Origin of the sequence: Lacticaseibacillus casei DSM 20011 = JCM 1134 = ATCC 393 (assembly GCF_000829055.1) — a bacterium.
Taxonomy (GTDB): domain Bacteria; phylum Bacillota; class Bacilli; order Lactobacillales; family Lactobacillaceae; genus Lacticaseibacillus; species Lacticaseibacillus casei.
This window is the reverse complement of the sequence record NZ_AP012544.1, coordinates 2,466,119-2,485,859: the sequence shown is the minus strand read 5'-3', so window position 1 is coordinate 2,485,859 and position 19,741 is coordinate 2,466,119. Positions and strand designations below refer to the sequence as shown.

Below are 19,741 nucleotides of genomic sequence, written 5' to 3'. Positions count from 1 at the left end.
GAGCTTTAGACGAAAAAGACGTTCTGCGATGATTTGTTGGCCAATCAATCATTGGGAGCGTCTTTTAATGCTTAGAAGGTTGCTTTTTCGCAGTAAAATTGTCATCATCAAAGAGTGCTATAAATTGGAACGGAGGAACATGTGTTGGCTAAGGAAAACGGACAGCAACCAGAAATGAACGATCAGATGATTGCGCGGCGGGAAAAGATGGAAGCCTTGCGCGAAGCAGGGATTGATCCATTCGGTCATCGGTTTGATCGAACCCACTCGGCAGCGCAAGTGCGCGAAGACTTCGGTGAAGACGACAAGGAAACGTTGCTTGAAGAAAAACCGAAAGTGACGATCGCAGGACGCATGATGTCCAAACGTGGAAAGGGTAAAGTCGGATTTGCAGATATCCGTGATCGTAGTGGCAAAATGCAGATCTACGTTCGTAAAGATGTTGTCGGCGATGAGAACTACATGATTTTCAAGAAGGCCGATCTTGGCGACATTCTTGGTATCAGTGGCGAAGTCATGAAAACCGATTCCGGCGAGCTGACGGTCAAAGCAAACCATGTTACCCACTTGGCTAAGGCATTACGGCCATTACCGGACAAGTGGCATGGCTTGACGGACGTTGAGCAGAAGTACCGCAAACGTTATTTGGATCTTATTTCCAACCCTGACAGTTTTGACCGGTTTGTTAAACGGACCAAAATTGTGAGTGCTGTTCGTGAATATTTAGATAACCACGGCTTCCTTGAAGTCGAGACGCCGGTGTTGCATAACCAAGCCGGTGGCGCCAATGCCCGTCCGTTCATCACGCATCACAATGCACTGGATATCGATCTTTATCTACGAATCGCGCTTGAACTACATCTGAAGCGGCTCATTGTCGGTGGGATGGAACGAGTTTACGAAATTGGTCGGGTTTTCCGTAATGAAGGCATTGATACCAAACATAATCCGGAATTCACCGAGCTTGAAACCTACGCAGCTTACTGGGATCTGACCGATGTTATGACTGAAACCGAGGGCATTTTCCGTTTTGCTGCCCATAAGGTTCTTGATTCCGGTAAATTAACCTATCAAGGCATGGACATCGACCTAGATGCGCCGTTTGCCCGCATTAACATGGTCGACGCCATTAAAGATAAAACTGGCGTGGACTTTTGGCCGGAAATGAGCGTTGATGATGCGCGCAAGTTGGCAGACGAACATGATGTCCATTACGAGCCTTATTGGAAGGTCGGTCACATTATCAGTGCCTTCTTTGACCAGTTTGTTGAATCAACACTGATTCAACCGACTTTCATTACCGGACATCCAATCGAAGTGTCCCCTCTTGCAAAGAAAAACCCTAAGGATCCTCGTTTTGTCGAACGGTTCGAACTTTTTGTCGGCGGTGGGGAATACGCCAATGCCTTCACTGAATTGAACGATCCAATTGATCAGCGCCAACGGTTTGAAGCCCAGGCAGCAGAAAAGAGCGCAGGCAATGAGGAAGCGCAAGGTATCGATGATGATTATGTTGAGGCATTGGAATACGGCATGCCGCCAACTGGTGGCTTAGGCATCGGTATCGATCGTCTTGTCATGCTGTTGACAGATGCGCCTTCAATTCGCGATGTCCTTTTGTTCCCGACATTGCGCCCATAACCTAAACTTATGTGTCGCCATTTTGGCGGCACTTTTTGTTTTCCGAAAGATTGCGCTGTGAGTAAGTTTATTATAGGCTTATTCACGAATGAAAATCACCAATGGCACACATAATATACGGATAGTATTTTTATTTAAAAAAGTTGTTGACGATGGCGCAAACCGTTGGTATGATAATAAGCGTCGTAAATGAGCAACGCTGATGTGCTTCAAAACATCAGAAAAAGTTATTGACAGGTATTGCTTGCCTGTGATAATCTATCAAAGTTGTCTTTTGACAAGGTCGTCCTTTGAAAACTGAACAAAGTTTCGTTTAAATGTGCAGGGTCCTTGATACTTCGGTATCGAGGCAAAAGTAACATTTGCGAAGTCAATTCGCTAGAACAACAAATCGAGCTATTCGAACAGCTCATATTTATATGAGAGTTTGATCCTGGCTCAGGATGAACGCTGGCGGCGTGCCTAATACATGCAAGTCGAACGAGTTTTGGTCGATGAACGGTGTTTGCACTGTGATTCAACTTAAAACGAGTGGCGGACGGGTGAGTAACACGTGGGTAACCTGCCCTTAAGTGGGGGATAACATTTGGAAACAGATGCTAATACCGCATAAATCCAAGAACCGCATGGTTCTTGGCTGAAAGATGGCGTAAGCTATCGCTTTTGGATGGACCCGCGGCGTATTAGCTAGTTGGTGAGGTAACGGCTCACCAAGGCGATGATACGTAGCCGAACTGAGAGGTTGATCGGCCACATTGGGACTGAGACACGGCCCAAACTCCTACGGGAGGCAGCAGTAGGGAATCTTCCACAATGGACGCAAGTCTGATGGAGCAACGCCGCGTGAGTGAAGAAGGCTTTCGGGTCGTAAAACTCTGTTGTTGGAGAAGAATGGTCGGCAGAGTAACTGTTGTCGGCGTGACGGTATCCAACCAGAAAGCCACGGCTAACTACGTGCCAGCAGCCGCGGTAATACGTAGGTGGCAAGCGTTATCCGGATTTATTGGGCGTAAAGCGAGCGCAGGCGGTTTTTTAAGTCTGATGTGAAAGCCCTCGGCTTAACCGAGGAAGCGCATCGGAAACTGGGAAACTTGAGTGCAGAAGAGGACAGTGGAACTCCATGTGTAGCGGTGAAATGCGTAGATATATGGAAGAACACCAGTGGCGAAGGCGGCTGTCTGGTCTGTAACTGACGCTGAGGCTCGAAAGCATGGGTAGCGAACAGGATTAGATACCCTGGTAGTCCATGCCGTAAACGATGAATGCTAGGTGTTGGAGGGTTTCCGCCCTTCAGTGCCGCAGCTAACGCATTAAGCATTCCGCCTGGGGAGTACGACCGCAAGGTTGAAACTCAAAGGAATTGACGGGGGCCCGCACAAGCGGTGGAGCATGTGGTTTAATTCGAAGCAACGCGAAGAACCTTACCAGGTCTTGACATCTTTTGATCACCTGAGAGATCAGGTTTCCCCTTCGGGGGCAAAATAACAGGTGGTGCATGGTTGTCGTCAGCTCGTGTCGTGAGATGTTGGGTTAAGTCCCGCAACGAGCGCAACCCTTATGACTAGTTGCCAGCATTGAGTTGGGCACTCTAGTAAGACTGCCGGTGACAAACCGGAGGAAGGTGGGGATGACGTCAAATCATCATGCCCCTTATGACCTGGGCTACACACGTGCTACAATGGATGGTACAACGAGTTGCGAGACCGCGAGGTCAAGCTAATCTCTTAAAGCCATTCTCAGTTCGGACTGTAGGCTGCAACTCGCCTACACGAAGTCGGAATCGCTAGTAATCGCGGATCAGCACGCCGCGGTGAATACGTTCCCGGGCCTTGTACACACCGCCCGTCACACCATGAGAGTTTGTAACACCCGAAGCCGGTGGCGTAACCCTTTTAGGGAGCGAGCCGTCTAAGGTGGGACAAATGATTAGGGTGAAGTCGTAACAAGGTAGCCGTAGGAGAACCTGCGGCTGGATCACCTCCTTTCTAAGGAAACAGACTTTAAGTCTGACGGAAACCTGCACACACGAAACTTTGTTTAGTTTTGAGGGGACGACCTCTCTTTTTACGCCTATCGGGCCTATAGCTCAGTTGGTTAGAGCGCACGCTTGATAAGCGTGAGGTCGATGGTTCAAGTCCATCTAGGCCCATCAAGCGTTCGCTTGTTAATTGAACAACCCTTATGGGGGATTAGCTCAGCTGGGAGAGCGCCTGCTTTGCAAGCAGGAGGTCATCGGTTCGATCCCGTTATCCTCCATTGGCCGTCAGGCCAATTCACCGACGTAAGTCGGCGACTTTGTTCTTTGAAAACTGGATATCATTGTTGTAAATGTTTTAAATTGCCGAGAACACAGCGTATTTGTATGAGTTTCTAATATAGAAATTCGCATCGCATAACCGCTGACGCAAGTCAGTACAGGTTAAGTTACAAAGGGCGCACGGTGGATGCCTTGGCACTAGGAGCCGATGAAGGACGGAACTAATACCGATATGCTTCGGGGAGCTATAAGTAAGCTTTGATCCGGAGATTTCCGAATGGGGGAACCCAGTACACATCAGTGTATTGCCTGCAAGTGAATTCATAGCTTGTTGGCGGCAGACGCGGGGAACTGAAACATCTCAGTACCCGCAGGAAGAGAAAGAAAACTCGATTCCCATAGTAGCGGCGAGCGAAGTGGGAAGAGCCCAAACCGAGAAGCTTGCTTCTCGGGGTTGTAGGACTGGACATTGGAGTTACCAAAGTTCGACGTAGTCGAAGTCAGCTGGAAAGCTGCGCCATAGAAGGTGAAAGCCCTGTAAGCGAAACGGCGGACTCTCCGTCCAGAATCCTGAGTACAGCGGAACACGTGAAATTCCGTCGGAATCCGGGAGGACCATCTCCCAAGGCTAAATACTCCCTAGTGACCGATAGTGAACCAGTACCGTGAGGGAAAGGTGAAAAGCACCCCGGAAGGGGAGTGAAACAGTTCCTGAAACCGTGTGCCTACAATTAGTCAAAGCCCGTTAAGGGGTAATGGCGTGCCTTTTGTAGAATGAACCGGCGAGTTACGTTTGCCTGCGAGGTTAAGATGAAAAGTCGGAGCCGGAGCGAAAGCGAGTCTGAACAGGGCGAATGAGTAGGCAGATGTAGACCCGAAACCAAGTGACCTACCCATGACCAGGTTGAAGGTGTGGTGAAACACACTGGAGGACCGAACCCATGTATGTTGAAAAATGCTGGGATGAGTTGTGGGTAGCGGTGAAATTCCAAACGAACTTGGAGATAGCTGGTTCTCTCCGAAATAGCTTTAGGGTTAGCCTCGGAGGATGGATCATGGAGGTAGAGCACTGTTTGAACTAGGGGCCCATCAAGGGTTACTGAATTCAGATAAACTCCGAATACCATCGATCTTACTCCGGGAGTCAGACAGTGAGCGATAAGGTCCATTGTCGAAAGGGGAACAGCCCAGATCACCAGTTAAGGTCCCTAAATTTATGCTAAGTGGAAAAGGATGTGGCGTTGCACAGACAACTAGGATGTTGGCTCAGAAGCAGCCACCATTTAAAGAGTGCGTAATAGCTCACTAGTCGAGTGGCACTGCGCCGAAAATATACCGGGGCTAAGCATAATACCGAAACTGTGGGTGCACCCGTAAGGGTGCGCGGTAGGAGAGCGTTCTAAGGGCGTTGAAGGTCGATCGTGAGGACGGCTGGAGCGCTTAGAAGTGAGAATGCCGGCATGAGTAGCGAAAGATCAGTGAGAATCTGATCCACCGTATGACTAAGGTTTCCTGGGGAAGGCTCGTCCTCCCAGGGTTAGTCGGGATCTAAGGCGAGGCCGCAAGGCGTAGTCGATGACAAGCAGGTTGAGATTCCTGCACTAGTTTATTTTGTTTAAGCGATGGAGGGACGCAGGAGGCTAAGGAAAGCGCACAGCTGGAAAAGTGCGTCCAAGCCGCAAGTCTGGTGGCGAGTGAAATGCTTGCGACCATAAGGACAAGCGGTGATGGGGAGCGAAATTAAAGTAGCGAAGTTCCTGATGTCACACTGCCAAGAAAAGCTTCTAGTGAGAAATAAACTACCCGTACCGCAAACCGACACAGGTAGTCGAGGAGAGTATCCTCAGGTGAGCGAGCGAACTCTCGTTAAGGAACTCGGCAAAATGACCCCGTAACTTCGGAAGAAGGGGTGCTGACCGCAAGGTCAGCCGCAGTGAATAGGCCCAAACAACTGTTTATCAAAAACACAGGTCTCTGCTAAATCGAAAGATGATGTATAGGGGCTGACGCCTGCCCGGTGCTGGAAGGTTAAGAGGATGAGTTAGCGCAAGCGAAGCCCAGAATTGAAGCCCCAGTAAACGGCGGCCGTAACTATAACGGTCCTAAGGTAGCGAAATTCCTTGTCGGGTAAGTTCCGACCCGCACGAAAGGCGTAATGATTTGGGCACTGTCTCAACGAGAGACTCGGTGAAATTATAGTACCCGTGAAGATGCGGGTTACCCGCGACAGGACGGAAAGACCCCATGGAGCTTTACTGTAGCTTGATATTGAGTGTTGGTACCGCTTGTACAGGATAGGTAGGAGCCGTAGAGATCGGAACGCTAGTTTCGATGGAGGCGTTGGTGGGATACTACCCTAGCTGTATGAACACTCTAACCCGCGCCACTGATCGTGGCGGGAGACAGTGTCAGGTAGGCAGTTTGACTGGGGCGGTCGCCTCCTAAAATGTAACGGAGGCGCCCAAAGGTTCCCTCAGAATGGTTGGAAATCATTCGCAGAGTGTAAAGGTAGAAGGGAGCTTGACTGCGAGACTGACAAGTCGAGCAGGGACGAAAGTCGGGCTTAGTGATCCGGTGGTTCCGTATGGAAGGGCCATCGCTCAACGGATAAAAGCTACCCTGGGGATAACAGGCTTATCTCCCCCAAGAGTCCACATCGACGGGGAGGTTTGGCACCTCGATGTCGGCTCATCGCATCCTGGGGCTGTAGTCGGTCCCAAGGGTTGGGCTGTTCGCCCATTAAAGCGGTACGCGAGCTGGGTTCAGAACGTCGTGAGACAGTTCGGTCCCTATCCGTCGCGGGCGCAGGAAATTTGAGAGGAGCTGTCCTTAGTACGAGAGGACCGGGATGGACGTTCCGCTGGTGTACCAGTTGTGCCGCCAGGCGCATCGCTGGGTAGCTATGAACGGAAGGGATAAACGCTGAAAGCATCTAAGTGTGAAGCCCCCCTCGAGATGAGATTTCCCATTCCTATATGGAAGTAAGACCCCTGAGAGATGATCAGGTAGATAGGCTGGAAGTGGAAGTGCAGCGATGCATGGAGCGGACCAGTACTAATCGGTCGAGGACTTAACCAAGTAGAGCGTGAGCAGGAGCGCTTAGAAACCGGAGCATAAGCGGGCCTGAGTTCGTTGGCCGGGTTTTGGCCAATGGATTCAGGGTTCTTATGTGGAGGTTTCTGCGACTGCGAACGCGTTTCGATGAAATACACTGGTTCCCGACAACACAAAAACAACAATGATAGCCAGTTTTGAGAGCGCAAAGTTCTCATAAGTGTGGTGGCGATAGCAAGAAGGATACACCTGTTCCCATGCCGAACACAGAAGTTAAGCTTCTTCACGCCGAGAGTAGTTGGTGGGAAACTGCCTGCGAGGGTAGGAAGCTGCCACGCTTACATATGGAGGATTAGCTCAGTTGGGAGAGCGTCTGCCTTACAAGCAGAGGGTCACAGGTTCGAGCCCTGTATCCTCCATTGAGCCGTTAGCTCAGTTGGTAGAGCAACTGACTTTTAATCAGTGGGTCGACAGTTCGAGCCTGTCACGGCTCATTTAACCCACCTTTTGCGGGTGTGGCGGAACTGGCAGACGCGCTAGATTTAGGTTCTAGTGGTTTTTGACCGTGGGGGTTCGAGTCCCTTCACCCGCATCGTATCTTGAATGGAATGCTCGGGTCGTTGAAGGCCGCTCCTCGGTCATAATTGAATAGGTTTGATATGCGGAAGTAGTTCAGTGGTAGAACATCACCTTGCCATGGTGGGGGTCGCGGGTTCGAATCCCGTCTTCCGCTTTTCACTTTATGCCGGGGTGGCGGAATTGGCAGACGCACAGGACTTAAAATCCTGCGGTCAGTGATGACCGTACCGGTTCGATCCCGGTCCTCGGCATTTTGTTGAAGCACCCATAGCGCAACTGGATAGAGTGTCTGACTACGAATCAGAAGGTTGTAGGTTCGACTCCTACTGGGTGCATCGTCGATCGCCTATGAAGCTAAGCTGGCGCCGATCAATTGAATATGCGGTATGCGGAAGTAGTTCAGTGGTAGAACATCACCTTGCCATGGTGGGGGTCGCGGGTTCGAATCCCGTCTTCCGCTTTACCGGGAAGTAGCTCAGCTTGGTAGAGCACTACGTTCGGGACGTAGGGGTCGCAAGTTCGAATCTTGTCTTCCCGATTCTTGGATCACGAAAAATCGTGGTCCTTTTTTCGTTTTCAAATGCAGAAATTTGTATAAACTGACCAATGCCAGTATAATGTGTAATAGTCAAGATTGGTCAAAGTCAAAAAGGATTGAACGACATGCAGCGTGAGAATATTTCGGACATTATTGAGGCTTATCTAAAAACGATACTGGCACAGGAGGCCGCCGTTGAAATACGGCGAGCCGAGATTGCGCGTCGTTTTAATTGCGTTCCTTCGCAAATCAATTATGTCATTAAGACCCGGTTCACACCGGCTCGCGGCTACATTGTTGAGAGTAAACGTGGTGGCGGGGGCTACATTCGCATCGTGAAGGTCAAATTGACAGATGATCAGGATCTCATTCAAATTATGCGGCAGCACATTCCCAAGCGCTTGCGGTTACGCGATGCACGTGATTTGATTCAGGAACTGTTTGACAATGACCTTATTTCCCAGCAATCAGGTAATTTGTTGTTGGCGGTCATGAATCATGAGACTTTGGGCATTCTTGATCAAGGGACAGAAGAGCATTTACGGTCGCGCATGTTCCTTGCATTTTTGGATCGTTTGCGGTATGAAAGATAGAACAGTTTATAATTAGTTTTCTAAAAAGGAGCGTGCTTATGGACAACTTATTTACCCCTAGTGCCAAAAATGTTTTGCTTTTAGCCCAGGAACAAGCGAAGTATTTCCATCATCATGCTGTAGGCACTGAACATTTGCTTATGGCGCTGGTTATGGAAAAAGATGGAATCGCTGGTAAGACGCTGCGTCAGTTAGGGGTCACAGAGAATGATGTCCATGACGAGATCGAGCGCTTCACAGGGTATGGAACTGTTGATGCCGCCGGTCAAGCTAGCGATAGTTATTTACCTTATTCACCTAAAGGTAAGGAAATTCTGGCGTTTGCCGGCGACGAAGCAAAGCGCTTAGGTGCTTTGAAGATCGGCACCGAGCATATTCTGCTGGGGTTGCTTCGTGAAGATGATATTTTAGCCGCGCGGATTCTCCAGAATCTGGGGCTTAGTCTTTCGAAGACGCGGCAAATGGTGTTTAAGAAAATGGGCATTGCGGACACAGCGGCCAAACGCCGGCCAATGGCGCGTGGCGGTGCTCGCCAAGATAGCCAAGGGACCCCGACACTTGATGGCCTTGCGCGGGATTTAACCCAAATGGCACGGGAAAACCGGATGGATCCGGTGGTTGGCCGCGAAAAGGAAGTTCGGCGTTTGATTCAGATTCTGGCCCGGCGCACCAAGAACAACCCTGTGTTGATTGGTGAACCAGGTGTCGGGAAAACCGCGATTGCGGAAGGCTTTGCCGAAAAGATTGTCGCGGGCAAAGTTCCGGATGACATGCTGAATAAGCGACTGATGATGCTTGATATGGGCTCACTGGTTGCTGGCACGAAGTATCGTGGTGAATTTGAAGATCGCCTGAAGAAAATCATTGATGAGATTTATAAAGATGGCAATGTCATTTTGTTCATTGATGAATTGCATACGCTAATCGGTGCGGGGGGTGCTGAAGGTGCCATTGACGCTTCCAACATTCTCAAGCCGGCTTTGGCTCGTGGCGAGTTGCAGTTGATCGGTGCGACAACCTTAGACGAATATCAGAAGTATATTGAAAAAGATGCTGCTTTGGAACGGCGGTTTGCGACCATCCAAGTCGACGAACCAACGGAAGAAGAAGCAGAACAGATTTTGAAAGGGCTGCGTCCACGGTATGAGGCGCATCATGGCGTCACGATTACTGATGAAGCTTTGCATGAAGCAGTTGTTTTGTCCTCACGTTACATTACAACGCGCTTCCTGCCTGACAAGGCGATCGACTTAGTTGACGAAAGTGCTGCCAAGGTACGATTAGATAAAGCTAATGTCGAGACCAAATCCGACAAGCTTCAGGACGAGCTGGCTAAGTTAGTCGCGGACAAAGAAGACGCGATTGATCATCAAGACTTCGAAACAGCGGCTACCATTCGCACCAAAGAGGCGGACGTTACGGCCAAACTTGCCGATACGCCGGAACCCGTGAACGAAAGTGGCGTTCGAACCGATATCAAAGTGACAGGCGCCGATGTAGCAGAAGTTGTGTCACAATGGACCGGTGTGCCGGTTACCCAGTTACAGAAGAAGGAATCCGAACGTTTGGTCAACCTGGAGAAGATTCTCCATCAACGGGTTGTTGGTCAGGATGAAGCTGTTTCCGCAGTTGCACGGGCCATCCGCCGGGCACGTTCTGGATTGAAAGATCCTACCCGCCCAATTGGTTCCTTCATGTTCCTTGGGCCAACCGGTGTCGGGAAAACCGAGCTGGCGAAAGCCCTAGCTGAAGCGATGTTTGGATCAGAGGATGCCATGATTCGGGTTGACATGTCCGAATACATGGAGAAATTCAGCACCAGTCGTCTGATTGGCGCGGCACCAGGTTATGTCGGTTACGATGAAGGCGGCCAGTTGACGGAAAAGGTTCGCAACAAGCCATATTCCGTTGTGCTGCTGGATGAAGTCGAAAAGGCGCATCCGGATGTCTTTAACATTTTGCTTCAAGTCTTGGATGATGGCTATTTGACCGATGCGAAGGGTCGCCGGGTTGATTTCCGTAATACGATTTTGATCATGACCAGTAACATCGGGGCAACTGCCATTCGCGATGATAAAACGGTTGGGTTTGGCGCCAAAGATCCAACCGTAGACTTCCAAGCCATGAAGAGTCGGATGTTAGATGAATTGAAGAAGAGTTTCCGTCCTGAGTTCCTGAACCGAATTGATGAAACGGTTGTCTTCCACAGCCTGAACAAGGAAGAACTGCATGAGATCGTCAAGATCATGACCAAGACCGTGCTCAGTCGCATTAAGGATCAGGGAATCGATGTCAAAATTACGCCAGCAGGCATCGATGCCATCGCGGCTGCCGGATTCGATCCTGAATACGGGGCACGTCCGAACCGACGGGCTTTGCAAATGGATGTTGAAGATCAACTGAGCGAACTTTTGTTGACAGGCCAAGCGAAGACTGGTGATTTGATCCAGATCGGTGCCAAAAAAGGCAAGCTAACGTTTACTGTCAAGGAAAACAAAGGCAAGCATAAAGAAAACGGTGCTTCGAAGGAACCGGTTAAGGCGTAACTTTAGATGATAAAAAGTCGTAATCAACTGTGGTTACGGCTTTTTTGAATGTACGATATGCGAAGGGGTTTGTGAGTCTGAGACGGAAAATTTTACCGCTTGACTTTCTTGACACCACCGCGTATTATTAAGTCAATCGCATTTCGGTTTGGACAGGCTGTCAGGACGATCTATTGTCCGTTCTGGCTAATGGAAAAAGCAAAAACAGCAGGCTGGTTGAAGGCTGATCTGTTTTTGGTTTTTTTTTGCTCAAAATGTCTGCGAGATCGTCATTGTCATGTAAATTTAACAATATTTACATTATTTTTACAATCGACCAAGCCGGAAAATCTTACAAGGGGTGAATAATTTGGCAGGACACTTAGTGAATTATGGTAAGCACCGGACACGCCGGTCTTATGCCCGGATCAAGGAAGTTTTGGATCTTCCTAATCTGATCGAGATCCAAACGAATTCTTACCAATGGTTCCTCGATGAAGGTCTTAAAGAAATGTTCGACGATATTATGCCGATCGATGACTTTCAAGGGAAACTGTCACTGGAATTTGTCGGCTATCAACTGCTGGAACCGAAATATACTGTCGAGGAAGCACGCCAACACGATGCAAACTACTCTGCACCTTTGCATGTAACCTTACGTTTAACGAATCATGAAACCGGTGAAATCAAGAGCCAGGATGTTTTCTTTGGCGATTTTCCACTGATGACCAAACAAGGGACTTTCATCATCAACGGGGCGGAACGGGTTATTGTTTCCCAGCTGGTTCGTTCACCTGGTGTTTATTTCCATAGCGAAACCGATAAGAACTCACGGGTTACCTATGGCACAACTGTCATCCCTAACCGTGGTGCTTGGTTGGAATATGAAACAGACGCCAAGAATATTGCTTATGTCCGGATCGACCGGACGCGGAAGATCCCGTTGACTGAACTGGTTCGTGCTTTGGGCTTCGGGTCTGATCAAGATATTATCAACATGTTCGGCGATAACGATTCGCTGATGCTCACACTTGAAAAAGATGTGCATAAGAACACAGATGACTCCCGTACCGATGAAGCCTTGAAGGATATTTATGAACGCCTACGCCCAGGCGAACCTAAAACCGCTGATTCGTCACGGTCACTTTTGTATGCGCGCTTCTTTGATCCGAAGCGCTACGATTTGGCTTCAGTTGGCCGCTATAAGGTTAACAAGAAGTTGAGCTTGAAGACGCGCCTGTTGAATCAGGTTTTGGCTGAAACGTTGGCTGATCCGGATACCGGTGAAGTTATTGCCCAAAAGGGAACCAAAGTTGACCGTCAAGTGATGGACAAATTAGGGGCTTATTTGGATCGCGATGATTTTAAGACCGTGACCTACCAGCCTTCCGATCAAGGCGTTGTGACGGATCCGATTGTGCTGCAAAGCATTAAGGTCTACTCACAAGTAACGCCGGATAAAGAAATCAATTTAATCGGCAACGGCCACATTGGCAAGAAAGTTAAGCATATTGTTCCGGCTGATGTTTTGGCATCCATGAACTATTTCCTTAACTTGCAAGAAGGCCTTGGCTCAGTCGATGATATCGATCACTTGGGCAATCGTCGGATTCGTTCCGTCGGTGAATTGCTGCAAAACCAGTTCCGGATCGGGCTTTCCCGGATGGAACGGGTTGTGCGTGAGCGGATGTCGATTCAAGATACTGCCACCGTGACGCCGCAACAATTGATCAATATTCGTCCGGTTGTTGCTTCGATCAAGGAATTCTTTGGCAGTTCCCAGCTGTCACAGTTCATGGATCAGACCAACCCGCTTGGCGAATTAACCCACAAGCGTCGTCTTTCTGCCCTTGGACCCGGTGGCTTGACGCGTGATCGTGCGGGTTATGAAGTTCGAGATGTTCATTACACCCATTATGGCCGGATGTGTCCGATTGAAACACCTGAAGGCCCGAACATCGGGTTGATTAACAGCTTGGCTTCTTATGCGGTGGTTAATCCTTATGGCTTCATCGAAACCCCGTATCGCCGTGTTTCTTGGGATACGCATAAGGTTACCGATAAGATTGACTATCTGACCGCCGATGAAGAAGATAACTACATCGTTGCGCAGGCAAACTCGCCATTGAACGATGATGGTTCTTTCGTTGACGATACCGTTTTGGCGCGTCACAAAGACAACAACATTGAAATTTCTCCGGACAAAGTTGACTACATGGACGTTTCGCCTAAGCAGGTTGTTGCGGTTGCGACGGCATGCATTCCATTCTTGGAAAACGATGACTCCAACCGTGCCTTGATGGGTGCGAACATGCAGCGTCAGGCGGTGCCATTGATCAATCCGCATGCCCCACTTGTTGGGACCGGGATGGAATATAAGGCGGCGCATGACTCCGGGACAGCAGTTCTGGCTACAAATGCCGGGACAGTTGAATATGTTGACGCTAAGCAAATCCGGGTTCGCCGTGAAGACGGTGCCTTGGATTCCTACAACTTGATGAAATTCAAGCGTAGTAACGCCGGCAAGAACTACAACCAGCGGCCGATTGTCACGATTGGCGATCACGTTGATGTTGATGAAATCATCGCTGATGGGCCAGCCATGCAAAACGGCGAACTGGCATTGGGTCAAAACCCAATTATCGCCTTCATGACTTGGAACATGTACAACTACGAAGACGCGATTGTGCTGTCTGAACGGTTGGTTAAAGACGATGTTTACACGTCCATTCATATTGAAGAATATGAATCCGAAGCACGTGATACCAAACTTGGGCCTGAAGAAGTGACTCGTGAAATTCCAAACGTCGGTGAAGAAGCCCTCAAGGATCTTGACGAGTTCGGTGTTGTTCGTGTCGGCGCCGAGGTTCGTGATGGCGACATTTTGGTCGGCAAGGTGACACCTAAAGGGGTTACCGAGCTGTCTGCTGAAGAGCGATTGTTACACGCTATTTTCGGTGAAAAGGCTCGTGAAGTCCGCGACACTTCATTGCGGGTACCTCATGGCGGCGGCGGGATCATTCAGGACGTCAAGATCTTCACTCGTGAAGCGGGCGATGAATTGTCTCCTGGTGTCAACATGATGGTTCGTGTCTACATCACCCAGAAGCGGAAGATTCAGGTCGGCGATAAGATGGCCGGTCGTCATGGGAACAAAGGGACGGTTTCCGTCGTGGTTCCTGAAGAAGACATGCCATACTTGCCAGACGGGACACCGGTTGACATCTGCCTATCGCCAATGGGTGTGCCAAGTCGTATGAACATTGGCCAGGTGCTTGAACTGCATCTGGGCATGGCCGCACGTAACTTGGGTATTCACGTGGCAACCCCTGTTTTCGATGGTGCCAACGATAAAGATCTGTGGTCAACCGTTAAGGAAGCCGGCATGGCCTCCGATGGTAAGTCAGTTCTGTATGATGGCCGTACCGGTGAACCATTTGAAAACCGGGTATCTGTAGGGGTTATGTACTACATGAAGCTGTCACACATGGTTGACGATAAGATCCACGCTCGTTCAATTGGACCTTACAGTTTGGTTACCCAACAGCCACTTGGTGGTAAAGCACAATTTGGTGGCCAGCGGTTTGGTGAAATGGAAGTTTGGGCCCTTGAAGCTTATGGCGCGGCTTACACCTTGCAAGAAATTCTGACCTATAAGTCAGATGACGTTGTCGGGCGGGTCAAGACCTATGAAGCCATTGTCAAAGGCGAACCGATTCCAAAGCCAGGTGTACCGGAATCCTTCCGTGTGCTTGTTAAAGAATTGCAAGCCTTGGGTCTGGACATGAAGGTGCTTGGCGCGGATAAGAAAGAAATTGAATTGCGGGACATGGATGATGACGAAGACGACGTTGTTTCAGTCGATGCTTTGGCGAAGTTCGCAGCCCAGCAAGAAGAAAAGAAGGCACACGAAGCCGCAGCTCAAGCGAGCGACGCTAAGCCTGCCGATAACAGTACCGACGATAAAAAATAGGAGGTTAGCCCTTTGATTGATGTCAATAAGTTTGAAAGTATGCAAATCGGCTTAGCCTCGCCGGACAAGATTCGCAGCTGGTCGTATGGGGAAGTCAAAAAGCCTGAAACGATCAACTACCGAACCTTAAAGCCTGAGCGGGACGGCTTGTTCGATGAACGCATCTTCGGACCGACTAAGGACTGGGAATGTGCCTGTGGTAAGTACAAGCGGATCCGCTATAAGGGGATTGTTTGTGATCGCTGCGGGGTTGAAGTCACACGTTCCAAGGTTCGGCGTGAGCGGATGGGCCATATCGAATTAGCCGCACCGGTCACCCACATCTGGTACTTCAAGGGCATCCCGAGTCGGATGGGTCTGGTACTGGATATGTCGCCACGGTCACTTGAAGAAATTATCTATTTTGCTTCTTACGTTGTGATTGATCCAGGCGATACGCCAATGGAGAAAAAACAACTTCTGACCGAACGCGAATATCGTGAAAAGCGCGAAGAATACGGCAAAACCTTCAATGCCAAGATGGGCGCTGAAGCCATCAAGGAATTGTTGCAGGATGTCGATCTCGACAAAGAAGTTACCGAATTAAAAGACGACCTGAAGTCAGCGCAAGGCCAAAAACGGACGCGCGCGATTCGCCGGTTGGACATTTTGGATGCCTTCAAGGAATCCGGTAATGATCCGGCATGGATGGTCATGGATACCATTCCGGTCATTCCACCGGATCTGCGACCAATGGTTCAGCTCGAAGGCGGCCGGTTTGCGACGTCTGATCTGAACGACTTGTATCGGCGGGTCATCAACCGTAACAACCGTCTAAAGCGCCTGCTTGACCTGAATGCACCAAGCATCATTGTCCAAAATGAAAAGCGGATGCTGCAGGAAGCGGTTGACGCTTTGATCGATAATGGTCGGCGTGGTCGTCCGGTTACCGGCCCAGGCAATCGTCCGCTTAAGTCCCTGTCACACATGCTTAAAGGGAAGCAAGGCCGGTTCCGTCAGAACTTGCTTGGTAAGCGGGTTGACTACTCTGGTCGTTCCGTTATCGATGTCGGCCCATGGCTGAAGTTTTATCAGTGTGGCGTGCCGCGTGAAATGGCTTTGGAACTCTTTAAGCCATTCGTGATGCGCGAACTGGTTAAGCGGGACATGGCAAGCAACATCAAGAATGCCCGGCGCAAGATCGATCGGCAGGATGATGACGTTTGGGATGTGCTTGAAGATGTTATCAAGGAACGGCCGGTACTCTTAAACCGTGCGCCTACGTTGCATCGACTTGGTATTCAAGCGTTTGAACCTGTTTTGGTTGATGGGAAATCCATTCGGTTGCACCCACTGGTCTGCGAAGCGTATAACGCGGACTTTGACGGTGACCAAATGGCGATCCACGTGCCGTTGTCTGATGAAGCAATGGCTGAAGCACGGATGCTCATGCTTGCGGCACACCACATTTTGGCGCCAAAAGACGGCAAGCCAATCGTTACCCCTTCGCAGGACGTTGTGTTAGGTAACTATTACCTGACCATGGAGCAAAAGGGTCGCGAAGGCGAAGGCATGATCTTCAAGGACACCAACGAAATCTTGATGGCACTGCAAAATGGCTACGTTCATTTGCACAGTCGCGTTGGCGTCGCAGCCAATTCCTTCACTAACAAGCCATTCACTGACGATCAGAAGCAAAAGATCATGGTGACAAGTGTCGGCAAGGCGATCTTTAACGAGATTATGCCAAAAGACTTCCCGTATCTGAATGAGCCGACGCAAGACAACATCGTCAATGGTGTGCCAGATAAGTACTTCATTGATAAAGGTGAAGACATTCACGCTTATCTCGCGGATGCACCTTTGATCGATCCGTTTAAGAAGGGCTTCTTATCCGATATCATTGCGCAGGTCTTCAAGGTTTATAAGGTTCAGCGGACCAGTGATTTGTTGGATGACATGAAGACTTTGGGCTACACGCAATCAACTAATTCCGGGTTAACTGTCGGAATTTCCGACATCACTAACCTGAAGGAAAAGCCGGAAATTGTGGCTGCTGCCCATAAGAAGGTTGCAACTGTTTCTAAGCAGTTCCGGCGTGGGTTGATCACCGATGATGAACGCCATGATCGGGTTATCCAGATTTGGAACGATGCCAAAGATGAAATTCAGCAAAAGCTGGTTGATTCTTTTGACCCGAACAACCCAATCTCCATGATGTCTGATTCCGGTGCCCGTGGTAATATCTCGAACTTCACTCAGCTTGCCGGTATGCGTGGTCTGATGGCTGCGCCTAACGGTGGGATGATGGAAGTGCCGGTTATCTCGAACTTCCGTGAAGGTTTGACCGTTATGGAAATGTTCATGTCCACTCACGGTGCTCGTAAAGGGATGACCGATACGGCGCTGAAGACGGCTGATTCAGGTTACCTGACCCGGCGGCTGGTTGATGTGGCGCAGGATGTCATTGTTCGTGAAGAAGACTGCGGCACCGATCGTGGTTTGGTCGTTCGCGCTATCCGTGAAGGTAACGAAATGATTGAGCCACTGTATGATCGACTTGTCGGTCGGTTTACCATGAAAGACGTTCTTGATCCTAAGAGCGGCAAAGTCCTGGTTAAGCGCAATACCTTGATGGACGAAGATATGGCACAGAAGATTGTGGATGCCGGTGTTGAAGCCGTCACTATCCGTTCGGTCTTCACCTGCAATACCAAACACGGTGTTTGCCAGAAGTGCTACGGTCGTAATATGGCAACCGGCGAACAGGTTGAAGTCGGCGAAGCAGTCGGAACCGTTGCTGCCCAGTCAATCGGTGAACCAGGTACCCAGTTGACCATGCGTAACTTCCATACCGGTGGTGTTGCCGGTGGCGAAGATATTACCCAAGGGCTGCCTCGTGTTCAGGAAATTTTTGAAGCACGGAACCCTAAAGGTGAAGCTGTGATCACGGAAGTAACCGGTGAAGTAACTGCTATTGATGAAAATCCGGCTGAGCATACGCGTGAAATTACGGTGAAGGGTGAGACTGATACCCGAACCTATAGCGTACCCTATGCATCCAGTGTGGCAGTTGCGGAAGGCGATCATGTTAACCGCGGCGAACGACTGACAGGTGGGTCAATTGATCCTAAGCAGTTGATCAAAGTGCGCGATGTGATGGCAACCGAAAACTACCTGCTTTCTGAAGTCCAGAAAGTTTACCGTATGCAGGGTGTTGATATTGGTGATAAGCACGTTGAAGTCATGGTTCGGCAGATGTTACGCAAGATCCGCGTCATGGATCCGGGCGATACAAACATCTTGCCAGGAACATTGCTCGACATTGCGGACTTCAAAGAGAAGAACACGCAAGCGATCATCAGTGGTGGCATTCCGGCTACCGGCCGTCCGGTGCTGTTAGGGATTACCAAAGCTTCCTTGGAAACCAACAGCTTCCTGTCAGCTGCTTCCTTCCAGGAAACAACACGGGTTCTGACCGATGCTTCTATTCGCGGCAAGAACGATCCGTTAGTTGGCTTGAAGGAAAATGTCATCATCGGGAAGATCATTCCGGCTGGCCCCGGGATGGCAACGTATCGTCACGAAGAACCAAAGAGTGTCGGTACCGTTTCCGACAGTGTCTATTCGATTTCTGACATTGAAAAGCAGATGAAGGAAAAAGACAGCCAGCAAAAAGACGACCAACAGGATGATACTGACAACAAGTAATCATCATGTTAGCTGCCAAGCTAATCGAATAATCTAGGTACAAACAAGCACGGCGTAAGTGTCCTTTAAGGGCGTTTACGTCGTGCTTTTTTGTTGTGAGCACGGACCGACTCCTGCGCCGGTTCGCGCGTTATGGATGGGCACGTTTTTACGGCACTCATCATCGTCTCAAAACAGCCAACCGCTTGCTAGTTGCACACAGCCATAACCAACCGCTAAATGACTAATGAGCGGGATGGACGGTGGATGGGCAACTAACCAGTGGATGGCAGCACTGATACATGCCGTTAACGTGATGAAAAGTGCGGTTTAAAGTTGAAGAACGCCACCTAACACGGCAATGAGGATCACATCAGCACTGCTTAGTCCGTGCGAGGCAATTGCAAGCCCACCAAGCAAAGCAGCCAGCAAACACAGGTTAAACCAATCGCAAGGAAAGCGGATGAGGAGCAGAGAACACCAACTCCCAAACCAAACGGCAGACACCGCCCGCTCCCGCCAATCAGCCACACTAAAAACCAATAAACCCACACTCAGCAGTAACGTTAGCCAAGTTTGGGCAACCATCCCTAAAAGCACAGCCAGGCAACAGTGGAAATACCGGTTATCTGCCGTCAAGTCCATGGTGAACTTCGCAACACCAAGTAACATTATTCCTGGAATCATAGCGACAATCCTCCTTCATAAGGTAGATTCCGCTTAAAAAAGTAAAAGAACCTAGAAAATAATAATCGCACTAACTTTTAAAAAGTGAGTAAGCCGTTTCGGTGACGATAAGTAAGCAAAATAACGTACCTATATTTAGTTAAGGGATTATATTGTTTCTTTTTGAGATTATGCACCTTGTTTTAAAAAATAAACCTATAAACACACAAAGAATTAAATGTATAT

At 49.4% G+C, this 19,741-nt stretch carries 6 protein-coding genes, 10 tRNA genes and 3 rRNA genes; 18 read left to right on the top strand and 1 reads right to left on the bottom strand.

The window, feature by feature from the left end; all coding sequences use genetic code 11:
- Window positions 1-141 precede the first annotated feature (141 nt).
- The 18 genes from lysS (at window position 142) to rpoC (ending at window position 18,850) form a co-directional block, all read left to right on the top strand.
- On the top strand, window positions 142-1,641 hold the full coding sequence (gene lysS, locus LBCZ_RS11990) for a lysine--tRNA ligase (RefSeq protein ID WP_025013390.1): 1,500 nt from the start codon (window positions 142-144) through the stop codon (window positions 1,639-1,641).
- Between the two features lie 415 nt (window positions 1,642-2,056).
- Window positions 2,057-3,626, top strand: a 16S ribosomal RNA gene (locus LBCZ_RS11985).
- A 90-nt stretch (window positions 3,627-3,716) separates the two neighbouring features.
- Window positions 3,717-3,790: transfer RNA gene (locus tag LBCZ_RS11980), tRNA-Ile, on the top strand.
- Between the two features lie 34 nt (window positions 3,791-3,824).
- Window positions 3,825-3,897, top strand: a tRNA-Ala gene (locus LBCZ_RS11975).
- A 161-nt stretch (window positions 3,898-4,058) separates the two neighbouring features.
- Window positions 4,059-6,976: ribosomal RNA gene (locus LBCZ_RS11970) — 23S ribosomal RNA — on the top strand.
- 197 nt (window positions 6,977-7,173) lie between these two features.
- A 5S ribosomal RNA gene (gene rrf, locus LBCZ_RS11965) occupies window positions 7,174-7,290 on the top strand.
- Together the 16S, 23S and 5S rRNA genes with 10 tRNA genes alongside form the textbook arrangement of a ribosomal RNA operon.
- A gap of 8 nt (window positions 7,291-7,298) precedes the next feature.
- Window positions 7,299-7,371 (top strand) — tRNA-Val (locus LBCZ_RS11960).
- A 2-nt stretch (window positions 7,372-7,373) separates the two neighbouring features.
- A tRNA-Lys gene (locus LBCZ_RS11955) sits at window positions 7,374-7,446 on the top strand.
- Window positions 7,447-7,461: 15 nt separating this feature from the next.
- Window positions 7,462-7,544: transfer RNA gene (locus LBCZ_RS11950), tRNA-Leu, on the top strand.
- A gap of 69 nt (window positions 7,545-7,613) precedes the next feature.
- Window positions 7,614-7,685: transfer RNA gene (locus tag LBCZ_RS11945), tRNA-Gly, on the top strand.
- A gap of 11 nt (window positions 7,686-7,696) precedes the next feature.
- Window positions 7,697-7,782 (top strand) — tRNA-Leu (locus tag LBCZ_RS11940).
- Between the two features lie 10 nt (window positions 7,783-7,792).
- Window positions 7,793-7,866: transfer RNA gene (locus LBCZ_RS11935), tRNA-Arg, on the top strand.
- Window positions 7,867-7,919: 53 nt separating this feature from the next.
- Window positions 7,920-7,991 (top strand) — tRNA-Gly (locus LBCZ_RS11930).
- A gap of 4 nt (window positions 7,992-7,995) precedes the next feature.
- Window positions 7,996-8,069: transfer RNA gene (locus LBCZ_RS11925), tRNA-Pro, on the top strand.
- A gap of 125 nt (window positions 8,070-8,194) precedes the next feature.
- Complete coding sequence (locus LBCZ_RS11920) at window positions 8,195-8,662, top strand: CtsR family transcriptional regulator (RefSeq protein WP_039639946.1); 468 nt, start codon at window positions 8,195-8,197, stop codon at window positions 8,660-8,662.
- A gap of 38 nt (window positions 8,663-8,700) precedes the next feature.
- Entirely contained in the window at window positions 8,701-11,208 is a 2,508-nt protein-coding gene (locus tag LBCZ_RS11915) for an ATP-dependent Clp protease ATP-binding subunit (RefSeq protein WP_039639948.1), read from the top strand.
- 349 nt (window positions 11,209-11,557) lie between these two features.
- Complete coding sequence (gene rpoB / locus LBCZ_RS11910) at window positions 11,558-15,160, top strand: DNA-directed RNA polymerase subunit beta (RefSeq protein WP_025013528.1); 3,603 nt, start codon at window positions 11,558-11,560, stop codon at window positions 15,158-15,160.
- 12 nt (window positions 15,161-15,172) lie between these two features.
- The gene (gene rpoC / locus LBCZ_RS11905) at window positions 15,173-18,850 is read left to right on the top strand and encodes a DNA-directed RNA polymerase subunit beta' (RefSeq protein WP_039639950.1); all 3,678 of its coding nucleotides are present in this window, start codon (window positions 15,173-15,175) and stop codon (window positions 18,848-18,850) included.
- 309 nt (window positions 18,851-19,159) lie between these two features.
- On the opposite strand, the gene LBCZ_RS11900 is transcribed toward rpoC, so the two are convergent.
- Window positions 19,160-19,516, bottom strand: coding sequence for a peptidase (locus tag LBCZ_RS11900; RefSeq protein WP_225421685.1), 357 nt, complete (start codon window positions 19,514-19,516; stop codon window positions 19,160-19,162).
- Between the last annotated feature and the right edge of the window lie 225 nt (window positions 19,517-19,741).

What these genes read in the sequence shown, in the direction of transcription:
- LBCZ_RS11920 (WP_039639946.1), top strand. Translation starts at nt 8,195, where the DNA reads ATGCAGCGTGAGAATATTTCGGACATTATTGAGGCTTATCTAAAAACG.
- LBCZ_RS11915 (WP_039639948.1), top strand. Translation starts at nt 8,701, where the DNA reads ATGGACAACTTATTTACCCCTAGTGCCAAAAATGTTTTGCTTTTAGCC.
- LBCZ_RS11900 (WP_225421685.1), bottom strand. Translation starts at nt 19,516, where the DNA reads ATGATTCCAGGAATAATGTTACTTGGTGTTGCGAAGTTCACCATGGAC.